Origin of the sequence: Nostoc sp. 'Peltigera membranacea cyanobiont' 232, assembly GCF_002245985.1 — a bacterium.
Classification (GTDB): Bacteria; Cyanobacteriota; Cyanobacteriia; order Cyanobacteriales; family Nostocaceae; genus Nostoc.
Map to the genome: position 1 here is coordinate 26,449 of NZ_NOLK01000003.1, position 26,211 is coordinate 52,659.

Here is a 26,211-nt window from a genome sequence, read left to right on the forward strand (position 1 = left end):
TGGACTCAATTCCCAATTGGCTAGAGTACGGCAGAGTTATGACCCCCAGCATTACAGATTCAGCAGTGAAGGCTGCCGTAGCAGCTGTTGCTTCAGAGTCAGCTACAGCAGAGGAAAAAATCCAAATGCTGATTGAGATAGCACAGGGTTTTCAAAAAAAGCCCAAAGCTGCCCAAGACTTGCGAAATGCAGTTGGCTTATATTACCGGGCCTATGAAATGTGTGGTGAGGAGTATCCCCTACTGAAAGCCAGGGCTAAAGTGGGCATGTCCGGGACGTTACAGGCAATACCGGATGCTGATTACCAACTGTTGATGCAAGCAAAAGTCGGTTACGAAGAGGCGTTACCGATTTTACAACAATTAGCTGCGCCAGAGGAAGTAGCGGAGACGCAGATGAATTTTGGGCTGGTGTTGCAGTCGCTAGTGCCGTTCAATTTGGCGCGGATAACCGACAGCATCCAGGCTTATCATGAGGCGTTACGGGTGTTTACTTGGGAAGATTATCCCCAAGAATACGCGATTTTGTATAACAATATTGCGATCGCATATCTTTCCATGCCCCTAGCATCGGAACGGGAATACTTGCGTCAAGGATTGGCTGTGCAATCATTTGAAGTAGCACTAAAGCATATTACTCTGATTGACCATCCTAGAGAATATGCGATGTTGCAGAACAATTTAGGTAACGCTTTGCAATACCTAGTGAGTTCCCATCCTGTGGAAAATAACTTACGTGCGATCGCAGCTTACGACGAAGCGCTAAAAGTGCGTAATCCCAAAGATACACCTTTAGAGTACGCTAACACAATTTCCAACAAAGCCAACGCCCTATTCAACTTACCAGACGACCACGAAAAACCAGAAGCTGGTAATCCTCAAAATCTTTTGCAAGCGCGTGTCTACTATCAAAACGCTTTAGAAATATTTACGGAACAGCAACAAATTGCACAAGCAGAGGTAGTAGTCCAAGCATTACAAGATGTAGAAACAGAGTTAAACAATTCATAGTTCATAATTCGTAGCGGACAAAACAGCATGAGAGATATTTCTACTTACCCAAATGTGATAAATTTTCTCACCAGTTTAGCAGATGGCGATCTGAACATAGCAACAGAATTCGTCTGGCTAATCATCGCCACAGCCTTGTCTATGGTCGGCGGTGCAATTGGTGGAATGCTATTAGCTAGCAAAGACATAGGCTATCATCTTTCAGCAATGCTTGGTGCATTATTTGCCCCTGCGGGTGTAATTCCTGCCATCCTCTTAGGGCTAGCTGCCTTAAATTTCTTGAAAAATTATTAGGATAAAAAATGTTAGAGATAGGATGGTTTTCTGTCAAGTTATTTTTTAAAGGAAAGCTACTACGCGACCCAGTGTATTTTATCAAGCAAACTACTATTGGTATTGCTGTAGGTTTCTTACTGCTAGTGTTACTTGCACAAGCACCAATTCCCTTCTATCTACCAATAATATTATCTAGCTTCGTGACAGGCATGATTATGCCGTTCCTGTTCAAGGATTTTAAAACGAAGTGATTTTTCCTTTGTGAATAACCAATGCCCAATGCCCAATTCCCCATGCCCAATCTTGAAGAATTAGTTCAGGAAATTAATCGTTTTGAGGCAATTATATCCGAGTGGGATGAAAGCCAACGGTGTGTAGCAGTAGGTCTAAAAAGAGCAATTGAAGCTTTGCATAAAGCTGCATTGACTAATTTGATTAAAAGCCTAAAACAAGAATCAATGCCAGCTTTGCGTCATGCTGTTGCAGATGAATTAGTGTATGCAGTGCTACTGTATCACGAGTTAGTCAAACCACCAAAACCTCCGCTTTCACAACGCATTCAGACAGCCCTTGAAGAAATTCGCCCAGGTTTAAAAAGCCATAATGGGGATGTAGAATTAGTGGCAATTAAGTCACCAGATACAGTAGAAGTTAGATTAATTGGAACTTGCAGTAGTTGTCCAACTTCTACTTTAACTTTATCTCAGGGAGTAGAACAAGCAATAAAAAACCATTGCCCCGAAATTACCAAAGTCGTGGCAGTCAATAACAGTTCTACTGTTAACAACGCTAATTCTAGTTTAATCAGTCCATTCTCTGCAAAAATAACTTGTACTTGGATGAAAGTAGCGACTCTTGATGAAGTTCCTGAATTTAGTGTAGTGGCAGTACAACTTGCTGGTAATTCACTAATTTTACATCGTCAAGGTGCTACAGTAAAATGTTACCGTAATTCTTGCACTCATCTAGGATCTCCCTTAGAAAAGGGTAAAGTTGAAAATGATATTATTACCTGTCCTTCCCACGGATTTCAGTACAAATTAGAGACAGGTGAATGCCTAACTGCGCCTGATATTTCGCTTCAGTCGTATCAAGTCAAGATTAAAGGCGATAAGGTTTTTGTGAAACTGCAAAAATGATGATGCAAAGGTAACATTTCAGCAAATATACTTGGCGATTAGTCAATTACAGCTACTTTGCTTTTTCATTTCAGTAGTTCGCACATTCATTTTAGTATTTTGTGCAAGCAAAATGTCTGAATGCTTTCTCATTTGTGTAATTCAGGTATTGATTTTAGTGTTTTGAGAAAGTAAAAAGGCATATTACTTTCTCAAAAGGTCATTTAACTTATTCAAACCCCAGTTTGCTTATTCATTTTAGTGTTTTCCGCAAGCAAAAGTAGGTTTTACTTATTCAAACTCCAGTTTGTTTACTCATTTTGGTGTTTTCCGCAAGCAAAAAGTCATTTGATTTACTCATTTTAGTGTTTTCCGCAAGCAAAAGAAGCTTTTACTTTCTCAAATCCCAGTTTGCTTTCTCATTTCAGTAAATCGCGCACTCATGCAAAAGATTCGCTATGTAGCAAAAGTTACTAAAGGCTAACTTAATTGTTTTAAGCTTAATTAATATCGAGGTTGATTAAAGATTTTAACTTAATTTGAAAAAAATATAATGTAAAACTGTTACTGTTGTTACACGCTAATCAACATTAATGTTTTTAAATAATTATCAGCGTCTATCTGCGGTTCATGGATATGCCAATCATAAATAATCCCATATCACAATTACCGCTAGAAGCAACAGAAATTTCTCAATATTTGCCTTTATCACCTCAAGGTGCAGAGGTAATTTTAGGCAACATTATTGAACCAGAACAATTAGTTATACCTGTAGCGGCTAATGCTACAAATATGTTTGGGCCGCGTGGTGCTTGTTTGTTATCAGAAACTGGCCCATTATGGGTATCAGATACCGGACATCATCGATTATTAGGGTGGCAGAATTTACCCACAAGAGATAGTCAACCGGCTGATTGGGTAATTGGACAACCTGATTTTTATCATGAAGGACAAAATGCTAAAAATACACCGGGAAGCGCAACCTTAAGTGTACCAACTGGAATTTGTGCTTGCGGCGAAGGGTTAGCTGTAGCAGATGCTTGGAATCATCGGGTTTTGATTTGGAAAAACTTACCTGAAGATAACAATGTTCCAGCAGATTTGGTGTTAGGACAAGTTAATTTTACTGACAATGAACCAAATCGAGGAAATCAGCAAGCATCTGCTAATACAATGCACTGGCCTTATGGTGTTTACTATCATCAAGGACGGCTATTTATTGCTGACACTGGTAATCGAAGACTATTAATTTGGCATCAATTACCAACTGAAAATGGTCAACCGGCTGATTTAGTTTTGGGACAACCGGATATGATATCTCGTAACGAAAACGGCGGTGATTCTCCAACCGCAGCGAGTATGCGTTGGTGTCACGACATTGCTTTTTGGGGAGAAGATTTGGTTGTCAGCGATGCAGGTAATCATCGGATAATGATTTGGCAGGGAATACCAAGAGAAAATAATACCCCTTGTGCGGTGGTTTTAGGACAAAAAAGCTTTGATTTTGTGGAAATGAATCAAGGAGTTTATTATCCTAGTGCTAGTAGTTTGAGTATGCCCTATGGTGTGGCGGTGGCTGGGGATTGGTTAGTAGTTGCAGATACTGCTAATTCTCGTTTATTAGGATGGAGAAAGCCAGAATCAATTTTATCATTGCAAGGGGCGGTGGCAGATGGGTTAGCAGGACAAATAAATTTTCAAAGTAAAGGTGAAAATCGTAATTTCGGACTACCTAAACGAGATAGTTTAAATTGGTGTTACGGCATAAAAATTTGTGGGAAAATAGCAGTAATAGCTGATTCTGGAAATAACCGAATATTGCTCTGGCAGTTTAATAATTCGTAATTCGTAATTGTTGAAACTTATATAGCACTCCTAAATCATTCGTGAAAATTATATCTCTCTTTCTTCTTTCTTTCCTTTGCGTCCTTTGCGTCCTTAGCGGTTCGTTTCCTAATCTATATTTTTCACAACTCAAATAGGATTGCTATACCAATTTTGTATGAAGATGCACTAAACCATATTATGGCTGAAGTATAAGAAATAAAAACGAACCGCAAAGAAAGAAAGAAAGAAAGAAAATTTGGCGCAGCCTCACAGAGAAATGGTGTTAGATTTATATGGCGGCTGAAGAAATTAGAGTTCGCGGTACTGTTCAGGGGGTAGGATTTCGCCCTACTGTATATCGTCTGGCTAAAGCCTGTGGTTTGGATGGAGATGTTTGTAACGATGGTGAAGGTGTATTAATTCGGGTATCTGGTAGTGAGGAAGCAATAACAGAATTTGTTGCCAGATTGCAAACAGAATGTCCACCGTTAGCAAAAATTAATCAACTAATTAGAACTCCTTATAAAGGTGAATTTAAATTTGATAATTTTGTGATTTCTAGTAGTGTCAATAGTGCAATCAAAACAGAAATTGTTCCTGATGCAGCGACTTGTCCACAGTGTCAAAAAGAAATATTCGACCCTTTCAGCCGTTTTTATCGCTACCCCTTTACTAACTGTACTCATTGCGGCCCTCGCCTGAGTATTATTCGTGCCATTCCTTACGACAGATGCAATACCAGTATGTCTGCGTTTGTTATATGTCCTGAATGTGCAAAGGAATACCACGATGTTGAAAACCGCCGATTTCACGCCCAACCTGTAGCTTGTCATGTTTGCGGCCCCATAGCTTGGTTAGAACGCGCTGATGGTAAATCGGTTACTGCTTCCATGTTTTCTATGATGGATGATGTTGATGCCGTTTGTACCCTGTTGCAAAAGGGTGAGATTGTCGCAATTAAAGGGTTAGGTGGTATTCATCTGGCTTGTGATGCAACTCAAGAAACTGCTGTACAAAAACTGCGTCAGCGCAAAAAGCGATATCACAAACCATTTGCTTTAATGGCACGAGATATTGAAATAATTGAACAATATTGTCCTGTCAACGCCAAAGAAAAAGAATTATTGACAAGTTCTGCTGCACCAATTGTTTTACTACAGATAAAAGGGAGAGATGGAGATGCTGAAAATTCATTTACTCCTAACTCCTCCCTCCTAACTCCTAACTCTCTTCATATTGCACCATCGGTAGCATCGGGGCAAAATACCCTTGGCTTCATGTTACCTTATACGCCCTTACATCATTTAATTTTGCGGCGGATGAATCGCCCAATCGTTTTAACAAGTGGCAATATTGCCGATGAACCACAATGTATTGATAATGACGAAGCAAGAGAAAAATTAGGGACAATCGCTGATTATTTTCTTTTTCACAATCGAGAGATTATTAATCGGGTAGATGATTCAGTGATGAGAGTTATCGGCGATAAAGTTCAAACAATTCGCCGTGCTAGAGGATATGCACCAGCACCAATTAGTTTACCACCGGGATTTGACAATGTACCACAAATTTTAGCAATGGGTAGTGAGTTAAAAAATACTTTCTGCTTATTGCGTGAAGGAAAAGCAATTCTCTCTCAATATCTGGGAGATTTAGAAAATGCTCCCGCCTTCAATGCTTATCAAGAGACTTTAAATTTATACTTAAATTTATTTGAACATCAACCAGAAGTAATCGCTATTGATAAACATCCTGAATATCTCTCAAGCAAACTTGGTAAAAAACTAGCGGATACAAATCAAATTCCAATTCATCAAATCCAACATCATCACGCCCATATTGCTGCTTGTATGGCAGAAAATGGGATTCCTTTAAATTCACCTCCAGTATTAGGTATTGCTTTAGATGGTTTAGGTTACGGTGATGATGGTACACTCTGGGGCGGAGAATTTCTTTTAGCAGATTATCGGAAATTTCAGCGACTAGCAACATTTAAACCAGTAGCAATTATTGGTGGTGAACAAGCAATTTATCAGCCTTGGCGTAATACCTACGCCCAATTAATAGCTTCTAACCTTTGGGATGATTGCCAACAACAATATGCTGATTTAGAAATTGTAAAATTTCTGAATAAAAAACCGCTAAAACTACTTAATCAACTTATGGATAAAGGGATTAACTCTCCTCCAGCTTCTTCAGTGGGGCGGTTGTTCGATGCAATGGCTGCGGCTATGGGTATTTATAGAGATGAATGTAGCTATGAAGGACAAGCTGCGATCGCACTTGAAGCTATAGTAGATGTTAGCAGCTTAAATAATGATAAAGAAACGCTAATCTATCCTTTTAGTTTTAGCTTTTCAGATAGTATTTATTGTATAGACCCGCGGCCAATGTGGCAAGCCTTGCTTAATGACTTACAGCAGGAGATTCCCCAACCAGTTATAGCTGCCAAATTTCACAAAGGTTTAGCTAATGCGATTGTGGAAATGGTTAAATATCTTTGTCAAGAAAATCTGATTAATCAGGTAGCCCTAACAGGAGGAGTCTTTCAAAATTGTATATTGTTAGAGCAAGTTGTCAAAGGATTACAACCATTAGGAATAAAAGTACTCACTCACAACTTAGTTCCAGCTAATGACGGCGGCTTATCTTTAGGACAAGCAGTGATTGCAGCCGCACAATTAATACAAGAGTGTTGATATTTAGGAACTTTGCCTCACAAATAATTCTCTCTGCGTTCTCTGCGCGACGCCAGGTGCTTCAAGTCGGGGAACCCGCCCAACGCACTGGCTCCTCTGCGGTTCGTTTATCTTAAAAAATAAAAAAATGTGTTTAGGAATCCCCGGACAAATTGTAGAAATTACCAACGTTAGCCATAAATTAGCCATAGTTAACATTGCTGGTGTTAAGCGCGAAGTAAATATTGCTTGTATCGTAGATGAACAACATCCCCCCGAAGCTTGTATTGGTGATTGGGTGCTAGTGCATGTTGGCTTTGCCATGAATCGAATTAACGAACAAGAAGCGACGGAAACATTGCAACTATTTCAAGAATTAGCAGCAGCACAAGCAGGGATTAGTACTTAACGAACCGCAGAGGCGCAGAGGACACAGAGAAAGAGTTTAAAACTCACGCCTTTCTTTCTTTCTTCTCTACGAGACGCTACGCGAACGCGCCCTTTGCGTCCTTTGCGGTTCGTTAAAAAAACTCCCTACCACAAAAGCAAAATTAACTATTCCCAAATCCTTATGAAATATGTTGACGAATTCCGCGAACCAGAAAAAGCAGAAGCCATCCGCCGCGAAATCGCCAAATTATGCCACCAGCTAGAAAAACCCATCAAAATCATGGAAGTATGTGGTGGACATACCCATTCCATCTTTAAATATGGTATCGAAGAAATCTTACCCCAAACCATCGAACTAATTCATGGGCCTGGTTGTCCAGTATGCGTTATGCCAAAAGGGAGATTAGATGATGCGATCGCAATCTCTCAAAATCATAACGTCATTTTTGCCACCTTTGGCGACGCAATGCGAGTTCCCGGTTCCAAAACCACTTTACTGCAAGCTAGGGCACAAGGTGCAGACATCCGTATGGTGTACTCTCCCCTAGATAGTTTACAAATTGCCAAAGATAACCGCGACAAACAAGTAGTCTTCTTCGCATTAGGCTTTGAAACCACAGCCCCCAGCACCGCCTTCACCATTCTGCAAGCAGCAGCCGAAGGAATTCATAACTTTAGTATGTTTTCCAATCACGTCCTTGTGATTCCTGCCCTCAAAGCACTATTAGATAATCCCGATTTGCAACTCGACGGATTTGTTGGCCCTGGACATGTCAGCATGGTAATTGGCACTGACCCATACCAATTTATTTCTCAACAATATAATAAGCCAATTGTCGTTTCAGGATTTGAACCCTTAGATATTCTGCAATCAATTTGGATGCTATTGCAACAGTTAGTAGAAAATCGTTGCGAAGTCGAAAATCAATATAACCGAATTGTCCAAAAAAGCGGGAACACAGTAGCACTGCAAGCCATAAATAAAGTTTTCACCGTCCGAGATAGTTTTGATTGGCGCGGCTTAGGTGACATCCCCTATTCAGGATTAAAAATTAAACCAGAATATGCTCAATTTGATGCCGAACTTAAATTTACCATTCCTAATCTCAAAGTAGCCGACCATAAAGCTTGTAAATGTGGAGAAATTCTCAAAGGAGTCTTAAAGCCTTGGGAGTGCAAAGTATTCGGTACAGCTTGCACACCAGAAACACCAATCGGTACTTGCATGGTATCTTCCGAAGGTGCTTGTGCAGCCTATTACAAATACGGGCGACTTTCCACCATTGCCAAAAGAACAATACCAAAAGTAACTATAACTCAAGAACCTCTCCCCGCCTGCGGCTTCTTTTCAGACTAATACATCTCACAAATACTCTGCGTACCTTTGCGTTTAAAAAAATCCTTTAAGTATGAATATTCCCCCCCAAAACTCAATAAAAAATCCTCTATTCCAGAAAATTGAACAAGCCCGCTATCGCCAAGGTAAAGTGCGAGATACTCATATAACTCTCGCACATGGCAGTGGTGGTAAAGCCATGCGCGATTTAATAGATGATATCTTTGTTAGTAGTTTTGATAATCCAATTCTCTCACAACTAGAAGACCAAGCCAGCTTAAATTTAGCCCCTCTCCTCCAACAAGGAGACAGGCTTGCATTTACAACAGATTCTTATGTTGTAGACCCTTTATTTTTCCCAGGTAGTGATATAGGAGAATTAGCCATAAACGGTACAGTTAATGATTTAGCTGTCAGTGGTGCTAAACCTTTATATCTAACTTGTAGCGTAATTTTAGAAGAAGGATTACCTGTAGAAACCTTACGCCGTGTCGCAACCAGCATGAAAGCAGCCGCAGAAAAAGCTGGTGTTCAAATTGTTACTGGTGACACAAAAGTTGTACATCGAGGTGCTGCCGATAAACTCTTTATTAATACTGCTGGTATTGGTATCATCCCACGAGGAGTTAACATTTCTGCCCACAATATTAAGCCTGGAGATGCAATAATAATTAATGGTGAAATAGGTAATCATGGGACAGCAATTTTAATTGCCCGTGGAGAATTAGCTTTAGAAACTGATATTGAAAGCGACTGTCAGCCGTTGCATAGTTTAGTAGAAACTATTCTCCATGTCTGTCCCCAAGTTCATGCTATGCGAGATGCAACACGTGGTGGTTTAGCCACAGTCTTAAATGAATTTGCCCTCAGTTCTAATGTGGGAATTCGTATTTATGAAGACTCTATTCCAGTACGGGAAGAAGTCAACGGAGTTTGCGAAATTCTTGGTTTAGACCCATTGTATTTAGCTAATGAAGGTAAGTTAGTTGTGGTGGTTCCAAAACAGAATGCTGATAATGTTTTATCAGCTATGAAATCTCACTCAGCAGGAAAAGATGCTTGTATTATTGGCGAAGTTATTTCTTCACCCCCAGGTATTGTATTGTTAAAAACAGTTTTTGGTGCTGAAAGAATTGTTGATATGTTGGTAGGCGACCAATTGCCACGAATTTGTTAATTTTTGGGATTTACGAGAAATAGTTTATCTAATAAACGAACCACAGAGGCAATAGAGTTGCCAGTGCGTTGGGCGGGTTCCCCGACTTGTTCGCGCAGCGTCTCCCCCTGGGAGAAGCAACTGGCGCGACACAGAGAGATAAAAATAGAGAAGTTGTTGCATCACTGTTTGCTTTGGAAGTACATTTAATAGATTTTATAGTATGCACGAACTTGGAATTACTCAAAATATTGTGGCAATTGTAACTGAACACGCCAAAGGTGCAAAAGTACAGCGAGTTTTATTAGAAATCGGTAAACTTTCAGCTATTATGCCCGATGCTATCCGATTTTGTTTTGATATTTGCACTCAAGGCACACTTTTAGAAGGGGCGACATTAGAAATTTTAGAAATCACAGGTTTAGCAAAATGTCGCCAATGCGGTGCAGAAATTTCTTTAGATAAACCATTTGGTATTTGTAGCTGTGGTAGCGTGCAATTAGATTTGATTAATGGTGAAGAACTGAAAATTAAAGAAATAGAAATAGAGGAATTATGTGTGTAACCTGCGGTTGTTCTGATGATGGCGAAACTAAAATTATCAATCTAGAAATAGATGAAGCTGAACATCATCATACTCATACCTTACCAGATGGAACTATCATCACTCATTCCCACAGTCATGATACTCATATAGAAGCTCCTGAAATTCATGCCAAAATACACAATACAACGATATCTTTAGAACAAGATATATTAGCAAAAAATAACCTGCTAGCTGCCCAAAATCGGGGATGGTTCAAAGGGCGAAATATTCTCGCCTTAAATTTAATGAGTTCTCCCGGTTCAGGGAAAACAACTCTTTTGACACGAACTATCAATGATTTAAAACATCAATTATCTATTAGTGTCATTGAAGGCGACCAAGAAACTGCTAATGATGCCAAAAAAATTAAAGAAACAGGTTCTAAAGTTATCCAAATTAACACCGGAACAGGCTGTCATTTAGATGCCTCAATGATAGAGAGAGGTTTACAAGAACTGAATCCGCCTCTGAATTCTGTTGTGATGATTGAAAATGTGGGAAATTTGGTTTGTCCAGCCTTATTTGATTTGGGAGAACTGGCAAAAGTTGTGATTCTTTCTGTCACGGAGGGAGAAGATAAGCCGATAAAATATCCACACATGTTCCGTGCGAGTAACATCATGATTCTCACTAAGATTGATTTGCTGCCTTATGTAGATTTTGATGTTCAAAAGTGCATAGATTATGCTATAGAAATCAATCCCCAAATTCAGATTTTTCAGGTTTCTGCAACTACTGGTACTGGGTTAGAGAAGTGGTATGCGTGGCTAATTGAAAACTTAAAAATTTGTCAACGCTAATTTTTTTACGCTTGAGGAATATTTAATTTTTTTACGAACCGCCAAGGACGCCAAGGACGCAAAGGAAGAGATAGGTAATTTTAAAGCCTATCATCACAAAATTAAGTCATTGATTTACTAAATCCCTCTGTGGGTTCATGAAAATTATCAGTATTTTTTCTAACATAGAAAATGGATACTGCCATTTTCCTCTCAGTGCGTAAATCCTCATGGCTAAAGTTGAAGAATTGACACCCCAACAACTCTCCGAAACAGACCTGAAACCACGAGGGAGAGTTTATCCGAGTCCTATCAGTTGGCGCGACCAGTTTTTGTACCAATTGATATTAGATAGATTCAGTGACGATAATGAAAATCAAAGGGAGCTTTTTGACCACACCAATCCTGTAAGATTCCAGGTTAAAGATAAAGCCAACTGGATGGCAGCAGGGACAAAGTTTGTAGGTGGTACTCTTAGAGGAATTAAGAGTAAATTAGACTACTTGCAACGATTGGGAGTAACAACGCTGTGGATTAACCCACCTTGGCAACAACGTTCTGACTTAGAAGCTTACCATAGCGATCGCATCCAAGACTTCTTAAATATTGACCCCCACTTTGGGACTCGTCAAGATTTAAGAGATTTAATTGATGCTGCCCACGATCGCAGGATGTATGTAATCCTAGATGTAACATACGACCAGAATTCTGATAACTGGTTCAACAGAAACGATGTAATTGCAGCCTTAGCCAGAGTTTATCAATATTGGATTGCTCTTTCTGACTGCGATGGCTTGCGGATAGATAGCCTCAAACACGTTTCTCCTGAAGATTCCCGCAAATTCTGCACAGCTATTCGTGAATACGCCGAATCTATTGGTAAAGAAAACTTTTTACTCACTGGGGAAATAACCTCCGGTAGTATGGCTGGTGCTTATATAGACATTATTGCTCGCAACCTTAGTGCTGTATTAGATAACGTACAAACCCCGAATGAATTAGCTGCATTCGCCAAAGGGTTAGTACATCCCAAGCAATTTTTCGATTTGTATAGCGAAAACCATCTCGCTGGAGAATATCGCCAAATTGGGACATATCATGTCTCCATCTTAGATGACGATACTAATAAGCAGCGATTTGCCGCATACAGTAATGTGCCTCATCTTTATGAGCAAGTTGCTCATGCTGTTGGTGTGCAATTAACCATCCCAGGAATCCCTGCTATTTATTATGGAACAGAACAGGCTTTTGATGGGAATGAAGGTTATCACGATTACAGCATAGAAGGTGGAAGGTTTGCCGAAGATAGATATATCAAAGAAGCGATGTTTGGCGGTGCTTTTGGCGCATTTCAAACAGCAGACTGTCATTTCTTCGATATCGACCATCCTACCTATTTGCGAATAGCTGCGATCGCCCGAATTCGCAACAGTCACGATAAAATTGGTAAAGCATTGCGCCGTGGACATCACTATCTGCGCGAAACATCCTTTTATAACTCTCCCTTCTCGATTCCCGGACAAGGCGAATTAGTTGCTTGGTCACAAGTTTTATTTGACACAGAAGTGTTGATGGTACTGAATACCAACGGCTTAGAAAATCGGGGTGCAGAAGTGACTGTAGATACTTACATGCATCCTCAAGATTCAGAAATGACTTTTTTATACAAAAGTGATTGGAGCGATGCCGATTTACGCAATCTACAGCAGAATCAAACTGTAGTTGTGCAACATCATCACGACCGTCGCGCAACGGTGCGAATTGATTTACCTCCTTCTGGAATGGCGATTTTGGCGTAAGTAAACATCATAATTTTGGCAAAGCTTTGGGTAAAACCGGGTTTAAATTTATAAACTTTTACCATAAGCTTTGCTGCATTAAGTTATAGGCTACTATTCCAGTATTCAAGTCCTGTAATAGTAGCTTCTTCTAGCCACTCATTGAAACGGTTTACCAAGTTATCTTCTTCATCTGCATAAGAAAATTGAAATGGTGATTCTGTTAATGGTTGAATATCACTAATATTGCGATCGCCTTCTTCTGTCTCATCCCTGTGATAAGCACATACAGAACATACCAGTAAGCCTAAATATTCCCGTCCCAGAACATGAAATGACAACAATATTACTGTCGGTATTTTTTCTACTATAATAACCAATTGCACCCAACTGTGATAGCTTTGGACATTGGCGAAGTAACCTTGCTGTTTTGCTGTCTCCACAATTTGATAGCGATGATAATATGAACGCTCGTCCCCGGCTGAAGCTGATACTGTAAAAAGTTGAGTATCTTCTACTAAATTTTGTACAGATAGCTTGATTTCTTCAGAAAGATTTTGCAAGTGATTAGATGCTATGTTAAACAAATTTTCGGCAAATCTCTCAGCTTTTTGACATCGTTCTGGAATGGACGATAACTGACGCTGTTTAAGTTTATCAGTAATAGATGCAAGGATAGTACGAGTCTGCCTTGTTTCTGACAGGATTTGTTCTGACAACCCAAGACTGCGGATAAATGACTGTTTCTGACTTTTAGCAAACAAGTGAATCAAACCAGAAAGTTCGCCTTGATCTGCTTGTTCTAAAGATGCAATATAAGCTGAACGATCATCACGAGTAAGTACAAGAGGAAACCATCTAGCCTGAATAAAAACTAGGCTAGCAAGACAGCGAGCAACTCGCCCATTTCCATCTTGAAATGGATGAATTTGAGTAAATCGATGGTGTAGCCATGCAGCTTCAACTTCTGGCGCAACTTGGTTTTCTTGATGCTGGTGATGCCATTGAATGAGATTATCCATCTCAGATGCTACCTGTTCTGGTGGACAGTACTCATCAATGGAACCATCTGTTCTCAATGGATTATTAGGCCACTTCTTCCAATCACCTCGGATTAGAGGAACACTAGTAATTTTTCCTGTGGATTGATCTAACCCTTCTGTATGAGTCTGATTTTTGGTAAGCAGCTGATGCAGTTCTTTAACATAAAACGTTGAAAGATAACGTTGACCACCTACAAAATCAAATAATCCCTCAATAGCCATTTCTTGATCTTGAATCAAAGCTACAACTTGCTTAATAGGTCGGTCTGTAACTCCATGTGGGATTAGCGCCTCATTAATACCCTGCTCAATAAGTAATTGGGTAATACCTCGGTCAATTGTGTATAGCCGCTCTATAATTCCGGTTTCAATCGCTATTTCTCGGCGCATCTTTTCCATAAAAATTTTGAATGCACCAGAGTTACGAAGGCGGTCAGCTTGTTCATTCCAAACAGTAACTAATGGTGGTAGTTCTGAACTAGCTAATTGTTGCCAATGTTGCGGTAAATTATCTATGGGTTGCCAGCGCATACACTTTGAGTTATCTGAAATAACAAGAAAACACAGACAATATTGTAACTCTTCTAAAATTGCTACACCCCGCACTTTAGAAGTACAGGGTGTAATAAGGATGAATCAGCTATATTTTGTGTGATTCCCTGAGTGTGCCTATTTACCTCACAGCCAATCTCGATAAGCAGATATTTCATTTACGCTGATTTCAAACGGCATCCCTTTTCCAAATGGCGGATAAACGCGAATTTTGCCATTGCTAGCAAACCGTTCTAACCTATTACCCAACTGGGCAATATTGCTGACGATATGCCAGTAAGATACTATGTCAGGACAGTCAACAATTAATGTTAGGATGGTGGTATTTGTTGTGAGATACCACTGACAATTAGACAACAAAACTCGCGTAATGCGATCGCAAGCTAGAAAAAAGCATCTACCAGTAGACTGTTCTAGCTCCATTTGCAACATTCCATCCTGTTTCGTTACCTCAGCAGGAGGTAAATCATCAGGAGGAAGCTGGTATAGTTTAGAAGACATAACTTCGCACCTCTTGGTTGTAGCGCGTCAAACTCTCCAGGTTTTTTTGCAAATCCGCAGACGAGGGTTTGAGGGCTAGGGTACTTAAATTTAATTCGTCCTGAAATTTCTTGATTTTGTCTCGACAAGTCTCCACATCACCAATGATTGAGTTTTCAATCAAATAATCTTCGTCGAAACAAATGTTTGTGCGATCGAATGGTTTTTGGTTGGGATTCGCACTATTCTGCAATATTTGAGCCGAATTAGCTTTCATTTTCTGACTAAATTGGCGGATGAAAGGCAATGCCTCACTCACTGCTTCATCAAATGTTTTGCCAACATAAAAAAAGCGTGCCAGCACGAAGTTTTCTGCACCACTAGAATTTAAGGCTCGATATTTAGCAACAGTATCCTTCAATCTTGGTAGGGAGAATGGCGGCCCACCCATTAAGCTGAAGGAATGTTTAGCAGCAAGTTCGATACCGTCATCGCCTCCAGTGGCAACATACACCGGAATTTGCCTCTGCAATGGTTTGGGGTAAATGGTTAAGCGATCGCATTGATAATACTTGCCATTAAATGATACATCAGTTTCATATAACAGCTTTTGAATTAGTGCGATCGCTTCTAGCATCTTGGGACGGGATTCACTTGGGAGTGTCGCAAAATGCTTGTTTTGTTGAGGAAAGGGGCCGCCTTTAGCAACCCCAAATAATAATCGTCCATTGCACAGGTTATCTAGAGTGGCGATATCCTCTGCCACCCGAATCGGGTTATGGAATGGCAGTAACACCGCCGCCGTGCCCAACTGGATACTTGAAGTCATTCCCGCCAAGTGTGCCATTAACAGCAACATAGACGGGCTAAGATTGGATTCACTAAAATGATGTTCGCTCACCCAGGCTGACTGAAAACCTAAGCTTTCTGCCTGTTTTACCAGCGCGACTTGCTCAAACATGGCACGACGAGCATCTTGGTGATAATTATCGTAATTGCAGAAAATTCCAGTTTTCATTACTTGCGTTGATACTTTGTGCTGGCTATTCTAATGGTTGATACGTTTGTAGTAAGCACTTTAGTGCTTAAATATTTGAAGATATTTGAGGACTAAAGTCCTTACTACAAAGACATTTTACTTCTCTCAACTAATGCGATAAATGACTAAGTTGCAACCCACTGCAACTCCAACCATAGGCGTGGATTGTTTTCTTTGAGCTTCGACATCGGATCGCGCAATAATCGCTTGGCATTCATGCAAACTACCTGCACTAGACCCATGTTGCCTGCTACTTCTCTGAGTATTTCTTTGTGGGCTTGCACACAGGAAATCATTTCGGCAGAGCAATAAATTCCTATATATTGCAAGCGTCTAGCAGGTCGTCCCCAAAAACAGGTGATGACTTTCACATGACACCCATCTAGTAATTCCCCAACTTTTGGGTAGTAGTGGTTGAGGACTCTTGTGAATTCTTTGGCTAAGATATCTTCAGCAATCATTGGAACTGATATTTCTGTAGCGTCCATCACGCTATTTAATATAACATAATTTTATCAATTAAATATGACAAAATACCTTGTTAGGTTTAAATAAAATATTAAATATTACAGAAAAAAGAGGTGTACCTATTTGGTATCACCTCCGATTTGCGTAAAGCATCTTTATATTGATTTTTGATATCAAAGTAGCCTTGCTGCCAAAACTTTGATATCAAAAATCATGAATTCAAATAAAATGTATTTGGTTAGGACATTTTATTTGAATTACAAATATTAAATTTTTAATTATTATCGAGCATTGCGTTCACAAACTAAAACCTCTGCTATGATATCCGGCACATTTCCAAAATCTGTAAATCCTTCAGAACCACGAATTGGTGATATAAATGTATAGTTTGGATCGCAAGCTCCAGTATCATATACTTGGATAAACCATCTATCAGGAAATCCTTCTACACCTAATTCTACAGTGTACCAAGTCTCGCCAATCAGACGAGAGTTAAAGATTGTGAACCACTCCCGATTCTCTTCTGAAATATTCCAATCTGCCATGAGCAGTTCTAAAGCTATTTGCCCCGCATCCGTTGAAGTCAACAACATTTTTACTCCTTATTTGCGACTTCAGGATTTTCTACTTTGGTATTTGGAACTTCTGGGTATAAACCCAGTTCTTTAGCTAACTCACGCGCAACAAAAAATAAAAACTTGGCACCGTCTTGATTGCCTTCATGGGCAAACATAGTTGCCACTTGTAACATTGTCTCTACGAAACCAGAATCAATCAACTCTGGCTTAGATTCTAAAACTTGTGGTTCTTGACCATTAGGACATTTGAGCAATTCATCAATCAGGTTAAAATACAATTGTTGGCGTTGTTCTGACATGGTTTTTCTGTTGATTTTAGTAAGTAAATAGTGAATTGGTTACTGTTCGATACTTTGCCGCCACAGTCTTTCTAACATTTCAACTTGTTCTTTTAAAACAGCCGCACGATGTACAAGATATCTGTCATAAAAGAGAATGCCTAACCCAACACAAATAGGGGTTAACAAGAAGAACCATTGCAAAATAGCGGCAAATTTATATTTTTCAGCAACAGTCAGCATTTGATGAATCACATTACGATCAGAGGATTGGATGCTAGTCTGAGGGGAATGTGTAACCTCTATCTGGGGAGCCAAAGCGGGAGAATTTTTAGTAGTCTTGTTAACTTCGTAAGCTAAATTGTGGGATTTTACTAAGTCCAGATGTCGCTCCCAAATTATGCCAAATACTACTAGCCCTGGAGAAAGCATTGCTAAGGTAACTACACAAACTGTAAGGACATTTAAAACTTTTGCTTTCATCTTGGCTCTCCCTTGCTAGGTAGTCTGCACCCAGTAAGAAAATATCCTTTGCTGTTTATCTCAAACAGTTTTGATATTAAAATATGTGTAAACGGTAATTTTCACAATCATAAGTTGTCAGCTTTTTTTCTAATTACCACTGACTACTTACCAATAAAAAGTTACCAAACTTTTCGCAAAACGTAGGATTATTCAATCAGAAAGAACGCACTTAGATCGGGAATCTCGTTTCATCTTACTCTCAAAAGGGAGATTAAGAAGTCCCCCCTAGTTCACTCAGCTTTCGCTCAGGAATGTTGGGGGGTAGAGGGGAATCTCTGCGTAAATCCTATACGATTTATATCAGCCGCTCTCCACAAAACAGTCTACCCCAGCCCCGTTAAGATTATTAAATTCATTAGAATAGTACTCAAAGCCTGTAATCTTCATCTGATAAGCCTTATAAAAATTTCTTGGGGTATGGGTGCTAGTGTTTTTGAGACGGGGTTCTAGTGTTTTTGAAGTGGGGTTCTGGTATTTTTGTACTCAACCTAAAAGCAATGTAGGCAATACTTTAGAACTGTTTTAGATGTTAGTTTTGCTAGACAAAACCTGCACTCAGAAGAAAATATCAATGTCTCTTGATAAAGATAAACTAATAAATTAATAAAAACAATTAAATATTTTGAAAGTGAATTATGTTTTCATGACAAATGGAAAATAACAATAAAAATTATTCATATATACAGAATTATAAAAATTTATCTTAGCCTGAGAGACAACAGTCAGCAATTCCAAATGGTAAAATATAAGAATGAGAGCGTCTGATAAAAGTTCTTCCTAAACTTTCATATTTTGTAGTTTAGTTAGAATACAGAGTATATGCACTCATTGACATTAAACTGTAAATTAAATACATCCGAGCTTATTGTTACAAGTAAATACTTTGTACTAAGATTTAGAATTCTAGGAGTTAAATAATGCGGATTGCTCAAGACATAACAGAATTAATTGGACGAACTCCTTTAGTTCAACTAAACAAGATTCCTCAAACTGAGGGAGTAGTAGCAAGGATAGTTGTCAAATTAGAAGGGATGAACCCAGCAGCTTCGGTGAAAGACCGCATTGGGTTAAGTATGGTACTTTCAGCAGAAGCGGCTGGCTCAATTACCCCTGGAAAAACCATTTTAGTTGAACCTACTTCGGGTAACACAGGAATTGCTCTAGCGATGGTAGCAGCAGCGCGTGGCTACCGTTTGATTTTGACAATGCCAGAGACGATGAGCCAAGAACGACGCGCTATGCTGAGAGCTTATGGCGCGTCTTTAGAGTTGACACCAGGCGCGGAAGGAATGCGGGGAGCTATTCGCAAAGCTGAGGAAATTGTAGCTAATACTCCTAATGCTTTTATGCTGCAACAGTTCCGCAACCCTGCTAATCCGAAAGTTCACCAAGAAACTACCGCCGAAGAAATTTGGACGGATACAGATGGAGAAGTGGATATCGTCATTGCTGGGGTAGGGACTGGTGGGACGATTACTGGCATTGCAGAGGTACTCAAACAGCGCAAGAAGACTTTTAAGGCGATCGCAGTTGAACCCAGCAATAGCCCTGTTCTCTCCGGTGGTGAAGCCGGGCCACATAAGATTCAAGGCATTGGTGCGGGATTTATCCCAGACGTTCTCCGCCTGGAATTAGTTGATGAAGTAATTAGAGTCAGCGACGAACAAGCGATCGCTTATGGGCGACGTTTGGCAAAAGAAGAAGGCTTATTATCTGGAATATCCTCTGGTGCAGCTTTGTGTGCCGCCATTCAAGTCGGTAAACGCCCAGAAAATGCCGGACGTTTAATTGTGATGATTCAGCCTTCCTTCGGCGAACGTTACCTCAGCACCCCAATGTTTCAAGATTTGTCTTTAGAAACTGCTGGTGTCCGTTAAAGAGAGTAGGAAAGGAGATAAGGGATTTCCAAGTAAAAAAATATTCCGTCGCAGAGGGACAAGGGGGACAAGGGGGACAAGGAAGAAAGAAGTCTAGTTGAGTAGACAAATTGAATAATTTATTTTTTGGAGTTCCCTAAGTTGACATTCCCACGGTTTAAGCCGTGGGATTTTTGGTTCATCCAAAGAGTGATATTTCAGCCTCTACACACTAACAGCAACCTTCTTGCTGACTTCTTGGCAAATTGGAATGCGGATTTGAAACTCTGCTCCCTCACCGGGTTCTGAGGTGCAAGAGAGTGAACCACCATGTTTTTCAGTGACAATTTGGTAGCTAATCGATAAACCCATACCTGTCCCTTTGCCCACAGGTTTTGTGGTAAAGAAAGGATCGAACAAGCGTCGCCGAACAGACTCCGGTATACTTATACCATTGTCTGCAATGCGAATTTCGACTCGATCGGCATCAATTTGTTCAGTGTAAATAGTAATAGTTGGAGTTGTTATTTGTCCTTGATTGTCCATTAATGACTCTTCCAAAGCATCGATCGCATTACTCAACACATTCATAAACACTTGATTGAGTTGCCCTGCATAGCATTCCACTTGGGGTAGCTTGCCGTAGTGTTTAACAAGCTCAATACCGACACGATCTGACTTTTCTGTGAAGCGATGTTGCAGAATCATTATGGTACTATCAATGCCCTCATGAATATCAACGGCTTTAATTTCGGCTTCGTCCATGCGTGAGAAGCTTCGTAGCGAAGCGACAATTTGCCGAATTCGGTCTGCTCCAACCCGCATAGAAGACAGTAGTTTAGGCAGGTCTTCCAGCAGGAATTCCAGATCAATTGCTAGAGCTTCTGACTGAATTTCTGGATGGGGAGATGGGTAATGTTTTTGGTAAAGTTCCAGCAATTTTAGCACCTCTTGGGTGTAAGCGTTGGCATGAGTCAGGTTGGCAAAGATAAAATTGACTGGATTGTTGATTTCGTGAGCAACGCCAGCTACCAGTTGCCCTAAGCTTGACATTTTCTCGGTCTGCACAAGTTGAGCCTGGGTTTGTTGCAGTTTGCCAAGATATTTTTCGAGTTGTTCGGCTTTTTCTCGCTCTCGTGTTTCAGATGCTTGCAAAGCTTCATTATTAGCTTCCAGTCGTTGCGAGTAAGCTTGTAGATTGGTGTAGAGACGGGCGTTCTCAATCGCTATCGAAATTTGTGCTGTCAACAAACTCAGCACATTCACCCGTTCTGAACTAAAAGCACCAGGAATAAGATTATTTTCCAGGTAAAGAAGACCAGTAAACTTGCCAGAGTGAATCAGTGGTAGACATAAAATCGATTTGGATTGGTGAGTGGCGATATAAACATCAGCCGCAAAGCGGGGGTCTTTCACAGCATCGTTTAAAACCAGGTTGTCTCTAGTTCTTTCGACATAGTTGAATAAGGCAACGGGAAGTAAAGGTGAATCAGTCTCATTCTGCCCATTAACGACAACATTAACGTTCTTACCTTCAAGCATTCCTCCGGCTTCCAGCATCCATTGATTCTCGTGCTTGACAATAAAGTAACCTTGTTGAGCGCCAGCATTTTCGATGACATTTTTCATCAGTTTTTCGAGCAAGCGACTCAGCATCATTTCTTCTGACAAGACTTGTGAAGCTTTCATTACCGTCATCAAGTCAAGAATTTGACCGCCTCCGCTAGTCGTAGAGGTGTCTAGTGTCAGTTCTTTATAATTTGTTTCTAGTTTTTCTGTGTTTGACCGCACAATTAATTGCGGATAGCGTGCTTCTAAATCTTTGACTTTAGCTTTAGCACCCCAATGGCTATAAGCATAGTAAGCATCTGTCATGTAGGGGCGGGCAATCGTTTCTTTACCCCACGACAAATAGAATTTAGCCGCGAGTTCGTGAGCGATCGCTTCTTCGTTGATATACTCATTTTCTTTGGCAAATGCGATCGCGCGATCGTACATCTCGATCGCTTCAATTTTTTCGCCTAAAACTCGATGCCGTTCTGCCTCTACCAAATAGAATTTGTGTAAATAATTCATTGGGGCATGATGCGCCCATTTTTGCATTTTTTCTTGATTAGCTTGTATTCGGTCAAGAATGCCCTGTTGCTCTGATTGTGGAGTATCAGAATACACTGCTAACCACACCAAAGAATCGTAGAAATGGAAGATAGGAATAACAGGCAATCCTACCATTGCACCTAAATACTTCTCTGCTATAGCAGTATGCTCAATTGCTTGAGAGTAGTTTTCAAACAAATAACAAAGTAAAAGTTTGTTCAAATATGAGTAGAAAATTCCCGAATTATCATTTGCTTGCAGGTGCAGGGGCAACCTGATTTCCTCGTCGTAGGCTTCACCCTGAAGACGACAGGGATCTTCACTTCTTCCGAGTAAATTTAAGACAGCCTGCAAATAAATTTCTTGAAAATTCAGTGCTGTTTCTTGCTTAATTTTATAAATAGCATCTCTGTAAGTTGCCATCTCTGTTTCCAGTCCAGTCAATTCTTTGCCGCTAAAGTAAGCGCAATAGGAGTATACTATTAGACCAAAAGCAGCCCATTCTAAATCTCCCGTCTCCATTCCGCTAGCGTAAGCTGACATGAAAGGCTCTAATGTTTCTTTGAGATGCTCTTTCCAATGTCGGGTAAATATATTTACGATGACAACTGTCTTGGCTTTGATTTCTTGAGCATTCAACTTTGATACTAGATTTAAAGCTAATTGACCAAGCTGATGACCTGAATCAATATCTCCCACAACTCCACAAAGCAGAAGACCATAATTGGCATAACCAAAGGGAGATACCGAGGCATTACCATATTGGACGGATAATTGTACTTGTTTGCACACCGTCAAAGGCAATAGTTGTGGAACCGCAAGATATACAGCAGCAAAGATACTTGATAAAAGTCTAATAGCTGCTAATTTATAAGGATCGCTCATTTGAGGCAGTTCAATTAAATCCTCAATTCGCTTCTCGTTGAAAATTGCCGCAGTTTCCCCTAATGCTTGCCTAATATCTGACGGGTTAGGCTCTTGGGGAAACTCTACCCCTAACAGCTTTAAAACTTCTAACGCTGTATTAACTGCTTCTAATAGCTTGGTCTGCGATACGTAAGCTTGAATCTGGACTTCATAAACTTTAATTTTGTCGAGCAGCGTTTTAGCGCAGTTTTGTACTATCTCAACAAATCTCTGCATTCCGGCAAAATCACCGCTCAAAAAAGCTGCCTCTGCTGCTTCTGAGTGCAATGCTAATGTCAGTTCATATTCACATTTCCAGCTTTCTTCTACTAATAGTCCCAAACCAACTTGCAAATATTTACTCGCGGAATCATTCGCTGTGGCGGCTTTGGCTCTCTGACCTGCGATCAGATTGAGTTCTGCAAGTTGATATTTTTCTGTTTCCGATACCAGTAAATCAGTACCGTAATTGAGTTGATTAATTAAAGTAAATATATTTTCTTTGCGTTCTTCTGGTGTAGTATTTTGCAGCAGTAATTGACCAATTTTCAGATGCGTTGCTTTCTTCTGCTCATCGGGAATCAGAGAATACGCCGCTTGCTGTACTCGATCGTGTAAAAACTTGTAGTCAACCTTGACATCAGTTAAGGTAACGTCGCCTGAATCTTCCTGACTAAACACTAAAGGAATTTTGTAATCCTGATTTAACGGCAGAATTAACCCAGCTTGTAGGGCTGACCACAACTGCGCCGCAGTTGTTAAAGAAGATGCTTCATTAACGATCGCCAATACTTCTAAGTTAAACGTGCTGCCAATACAAGCAGCGAGTTTGAGGACTTTTTGCGTTTCTGGTGACAGTTTACAAATATTTCTCGCCGTCAGTTCAACCACATTCAGGTCAGTGATGCCGATCGCTTGAATATGTTGGATATTCCATTCCCACTTCCCGGAATGGAAATCATAAGTTAACAAGTCTTCTTGGTACAGGGTTTTGAGCAGTTGCGTTAAGAAGAACGGATTACCAGCAGTTTTGTGTAATAGTAATTCTGTTAACGGGTTGCTATATTCTCTATGATTCTTCAACGTGTCGCTAATTAATGCTTCCACATCCGTTAACTGCAACGGTGCTAAGACGATGTTATTTACCACCGCACCAGAGGATTGAATCTTGTCCAAACTGAGCATGAGCGAGTGGGTGGGTGACACTTCGTTATCGCGGTATGCTCCAATTAATAATAGATATTTGCGTAGCTTGCCGCCGTAGGCATCGCTATCCGTCATCAATAGCTCAATTAAGTTCAGTGATGCCGAATCTGCCCACTGCAAATCATCCAAGAAAACAACCAGAGGATGGTCTTGGGTTGTAAATACGCCAATAAATTGCCCAAAAACGCGATTAAAACGATTTTGAGATTCAGCCGCACCCAGTTGTGTCACAGATGGCACAGTTCCAATAATTAGTTCGACTTCTGGAATAACATCGATAATGACCTGTCCATTCTCTCCCAACGCAGTTAGGAGTTTCTCTTTCCAAACTTGAATTTGGGCTTCGTTTTCGGTGAGTAATTGCTGAATTAAAGATTGGAACGCCTGAATCAACGATGCATAGGGAATATTGCGCTTGAACTGGTCAAACTTGCCTGCAATGAAATAACCCCTTGCTCCCACAATCGGTTTATGAACTTCATTGACGACACTCGTCTTTCCAATCCCTGAATAACCAGAGATGAGCATGAGTTCACTGCTACCCCCTGCTACACGCTCAAACGCAGCCATCAATGTTGCTACTTCTGCTTTGCGTCCGTATAGCGTTTGCGGAATCGAAAAATGCCCGGATTTGTCCTGTCTCCCCGGTACAAAGTTTTCAATTTTTCCAGTCGTTTGCAGTTGAAACAAACATTCCTCTAAATCCGCTTTCAGTCCCCAGGCGCTTTGATACCGCTCTTCTGCTGTTTTCGCTAATAATTTTAAAATAACTGCACTAATAGCCTCTGGCACATTTCCCAAGATGCGGCACACGGTTTCACTACAGGGTGCGGCTGGTGCTTTGGCAATGTGACAGTGGATCAACTCCATCGGGTCAACAGCTTGAAAGGGCAAAGTACCCGTCAGCATTTCATATAAAGTGACACCCAGTGAATAAAAATCGGTGCGATAGTCAACCGCCCGATTCATTCTACCCGTCTGTTCAGGCGACATATAAGCAAGCGTACCTTCGAGCAAATTTGGATTGCTCAAGGTGGGATTTTCTTTATCAAGGCGTGAAGAGATACTGAAGTCAATCAGTTTGGCTTCGCCCGTATCAGGGTTAATTAAAATATTGTGCGGCTTAATATCTTTATGAATAATTTGTTGGGCGTGCAGTTCTCCTAAAATTTGTGCTAGATTAATCCCCACCTTAAGGAAAGCGATCGAGGTGGTTGTTTGATTTGCAATCAGTTCTTGGAGCAAGCAACCTGGAATGTCTTCTAAAACCAAAGCCAGTCCATGCTGATAATTCTTTAACTCGTAGGCTTTAACAATGCCAGGAATTTGCAGAGGTTCAATGATTTGATATTCGTGGCGCAGTCGGGCAATGTCTTCTAGAGGTGGATGTTCGCACAGGAGAGTTTTGACAATGACAGAAACGTTATCGGTTTCTCGCCGTCCACGATAAATGACGGTTTTATTACCGGAGTGAAGGGTTTCGAGGAGTTGATAGCCGGATAAGGTAGCTGTCATTGTTTTTTCTTGCGATATAGGCATTCTTAATATGCCCATGCAAGTTTAGCTTTGTAACACTTGTGATTAAAATAAGCATAAATTTCACAAGATGTTACAAATACTAATTCCCTCCAAATTTGTATATTGAGATTTGAGAGCATCGTTGCATCTCAAATTCAATAACTCATGTTTTAACCAATTATATCAGTGCAACAATCCTCTACTAATGTTTACAGTTCCCTTGCTTTTGGTGTTGTTGAGAATCGCGATCGTGATTGCGATCGCTACCGTGGGAACAGTTTTGCAAATCTTGCTTCAGAAGCTTGTCGCTGATTTCTTGCAAGGATTCATCTACAGCTTGTAAGCCAATCCAAGCATCAATCTTTTGGACATCAAATCCTACCTCGCGGCGATCGCCTATTTCTAACAAAGGACGGCGAATTAACAGTGGTTCTTTCAGCATCAGCGCTAAAGCGGTTTGTTCATCCACTTTTTCAGGAACCACCTCACCAGATTTTACCTTGGGGGCGGAAAGATTAAACCATTCGACTACGGGGCGATCGCCAAAAAATGAGCGCAACCGTTCAGATGTCCAAGGTTCTTTTAGCAGGTTCTGTGGTATCACCTCATGACCGGCAGCTGTTAGCAAAACTTTTTGCTTAACACCACCTTTACAGCCTGGTTTGCTATAGAAAATTACCCTTGCCATTCAACTATCTCCTAATTACTCTTTTGCGCTAAAGCGCCAACTA

22 protein-coding genes are annotated in these 26,211 nt (G+C 40.4%); 13 read left to right on the top strand and 9 right to left on the bottom strand.

Annotation, left to right across the window (positions count from 1 at the left end):
* Nucleotides 1-38: 38 nt before the first annotated feature.
* The 12 genes from CDG79_RS01765 (at nucleotide 39) to CDG79_RS01820 (ending at nucleotide 12,955) form a co-directional block, all read left to right on the top strand.
* Nucleotides 39-1,010, top strand: coding sequence for a hypothetical protein (locus tag CDG79_RS01765; RefSeq protein WP_094340008.1), 972 nt, complete (start codon nucleotides 39-41; stop codon nucleotides 1,008-1,010).
* A gap of 27 nt (nucleotides 1,011-1,037) precedes the next feature.
* Nucleotides 1,038-1,304 carry a hypothetical protein gene (locus CDG79_RS01770; RefSeq protein WP_094340011.1) on the top strand — a complete coding sequence of 89 codons (267 nt, stop codon included), beginning with the start codon at nucleotides 1,038-1,040 and terminating at the stop codon, nucleotides 1,302-1,304.
* Nucleotides 1,305-1,312: 8 nt separating this feature from the next.
* Nucleotides 1,313-1,537 carry a hypothetical protein gene (locus tag CDG79_RS43325; protein ID WP_094340015.1) on the top strand — a complete coding sequence of 75 codons (225 nt, stop codon included), beginning with the start codon at nucleotides 1,313-1,315 and terminating at the stop codon, nucleotides 1,535-1,537.
* A 42-nt stretch (nucleotides 1,538-1,579) separates the two neighbouring features.
* A complete protein-coding gene (locus tag CDG79_RS01780) occupies nucleotides 1,580-2,425 on the top strand; it encodes a NifU family protein (protein WP_094340171.1) in 846 nt (281 codons plus the stop codon).
* 609 nt (nucleotides 2,426-3,034) lie between these two features.
* Nucleotides 3,035-4,249, top strand: coding sequence for a hypothetical protein (locus CDG79_RS01785; protein ID WP_223277976.1), 1,215 nt, complete (start codon nucleotides 3,035-3,037; stop codon nucleotides 4,247-4,249).
* Between the two features lie 275 nt (nucleotides 4,250-4,524).
* Nucleotides 4,525-6,930, top strand: a complete 2,406-nt coding sequence (hypF, locus tag CDG79_RS01790; RefSeq protein WP_094340017.1) for a carbamoyltransferase HypF — start codon at nucleotides 4,525-4,527, stop codon at nucleotides 6,928-6,930.
* Between the two features lie 127 nt (nucleotides 6,931-7,057).
* A complete protein-coding gene (locus CDG79_RS01795) occupies nucleotides 7,058-7,318 on the top strand; it encodes a HypC/HybG/HupF family hydrogenase formation chaperone (protein WP_094340019.1) in 261 nt (86 codons plus the stop codon).
* Between the two features lie 162 nt (nucleotides 7,319-7,480).
* Complete coding sequence (gene hypD / locus CDG79_RS01800; RefSeq protein ID WP_094340021.1) at nucleotides 7,481-8,656, top strand: hydrogenase formation protein HypD; 1,176 nt, start codon at nucleotides 7,481-7,483, stop codon at nucleotides 8,654-8,656.
* Between the two features lie 52 nt (nucleotides 8,657-8,708).
* On the top strand, nucleotides 8,709-9,812 hold the full coding sequence (gene hypE / locus CDG79_RS01805; protein ID WP_094340023.1) for a hydrogenase expression/formation protein HypE: 1,104 nt from the start codon (nucleotides 8,709-8,711) through the stop codon (nucleotides 9,810-9,812).
* Between the two features lie 202 nt (nucleotides 9,813-10,014).
* Nucleotides 10,015-10,356 (top strand): hydrogenase maturation nickel metallochaperone HypA, encoded by a 342-nt coding sequence (hypA, locus tag CDG79_RS01810; RefSeq protein WP_094340025.1) that lies wholly within the window; start codon nucleotides 10,015-10,017, stop codon nucleotides 10,354-10,356.
* Entirely contained in the window at nucleotides 10,347-11,177 is an 831-nt protein-coding gene (gene hypB, locus CDG79_RS01815; protein WP_094340028.1) for a hydrogenase nickel incorporation protein HypB, read from the top strand. The genes hypA and hypB overlap by 10 nt, the downstream gene beginning before the upstream one ends.
* A 209-nt stretch (nucleotides 11,178-11,386) precedes the next feature.
* Nucleotides 11,387-12,955 carry an alpha-amylase family glycosyl hydrolase gene (locus tag CDG79_RS01820; protein ID WP_094340030.1) on the top strand — a complete coding sequence of 523 codons (1,569 nt, stop codon included), beginning with the start codon at nucleotides 11,387-11,389 and terminating at the stop codon, nucleotides 12,953-12,955.
* Between the two features lie 83 nt (nucleotides 12,956-13,038).
* Here CDG79_RS01820 and CDG79_RS01825 read toward each other — a convergent pair whose 3' ends face one another.
* The 7 genes from CDG79_RS01825 to CDG79_RS01855 form a co-directional block, all read right to left on the bottom strand.
* Complete coding sequence (locus tag CDG79_RS01825) at nucleotides 13,039-14,508, bottom strand: Fic family protein (protein ID WP_094340033.1); 1,470 nt, start codon at nucleotides 14,506-14,508, stop codon at nucleotides 13,039-13,041.
* 147 nt (nucleotides 14,509-14,655) lie between these two features.
* A complete protein-coding gene (locus CDG79_RS01830) occupies nucleotides 14,656-15,030 on the bottom strand; it encodes a hypothetical protein (RefSeq protein ID WP_094340035.1) in 375 nt (124 codons plus the stop codon).
* Nucleotides 15,020-16,027 carry an LLM class flavin-dependent oxidoreductase gene (locus CDG79_RS01835; RefSeq protein WP_094340037.1) on the bottom strand — a complete coding sequence of 336 codons (1,008 nt, stop codon included), beginning with the start codon at nucleotides 16,025-16,027 and terminating at the stop codon, nucleotides 15,020-15,022. Before CDG79_RS01835 ends, CDG79_RS01830 begins: the two co-directional genes overlap by 11 nt.
* A 146-nt stretch (nucleotides 16,028-16,173) precedes the next feature.
* Nucleotides 16,174-16,536 carry a hypothetical protein gene (locus tag CDG79_RS01840; protein ID WP_189524847.1) on the bottom strand — a complete coding sequence of 121 codons (363 nt, stop codon included), beginning with the start codon at nucleotides 16,534-16,536 and terminating at the stop codon, nucleotides 16,174-16,176.
* Between the two features lie 261 nt (nucleotides 16,537-16,797).
* Nucleotides 16,798-17,109 carry a hypothetical protein gene (locus CDG79_RS01845; protein ID WP_094340039.1) on the bottom strand — a complete coding sequence of 104 codons (312 nt, stop codon included), beginning with the start codon at nucleotides 17,107-17,109 and terminating at the stop codon, nucleotides 16,798-16,800.
* Between the two features lie 2 nt (nucleotides 17,110-17,111).
* Entirely contained in the window at nucleotides 17,112-17,393 is a 282-nt protein-coding gene (locus tag CDG79_RS01850; protein WP_094340042.1) for a hypothetical protein, read from the bottom strand.
* A gap of 39 nt (nucleotides 17,394-17,432) precedes the next feature.
* Nucleotides 17,433-17,855, bottom strand: a complete 423-nt coding sequence (locus tag CDG79_RS01855) for a hypothetical protein (protein ID WP_094340044.1) — start codon at nucleotides 17,853-17,855, stop codon at nucleotides 17,433-17,435.
* 959 nt (nucleotides 17,856-18,814) lie between these two features.
* Between CDG79_RS01855 and cysK the strand changes: the two genes are divergently transcribed.
* Nucleotides 18,815-19,774, top strand: a complete 960-nt coding sequence (cysK, locus tag CDG79_RS01860; RefSeq protein WP_094340046.1) for a cysteine synthase A — start codon at nucleotides 18,815-18,817, stop codon at nucleotides 19,772-19,774.
* 204 nt (nucleotides 19,775-19,978) lie between these two features.
* On the opposite strand, the gene CDG79_RS01865 is transcribed toward cysK, so the two are convergent.
* Together CDG79_RS01865 and CDG79_RS01870 are read right to left on the bottom strand one after the other, a co-directional pair.
* The gene (locus CDG79_RS01865) at nucleotides 19,979-25,477 is read right to left on the bottom strand and encodes a trifunctional serine/threonine-protein kinase/ATP-binding protein/sensor histidine kinase (protein WP_094340048.1); all 5,499 of its coding nucleotides are present in this window, start codon (nucleotides 25,475-25,477) and stop codon (nucleotides 19,979-19,981) included.
* A 205-nt stretch (nucleotides 25,478-25,682) separates the two neighbouring features.
* Complete coding sequence (locus CDG79_RS01870) at nucleotides 25,683-26,168, bottom strand: ArsC/Spx/MgsR family protein (RefSeq protein ID WP_094340051.1); 486 nt, start codon at nucleotides 26,166-26,168, stop codon at nucleotides 25,683-25,685.
* Nucleotides 26,169-26,211: the final 43 nt, after the last annotated feature.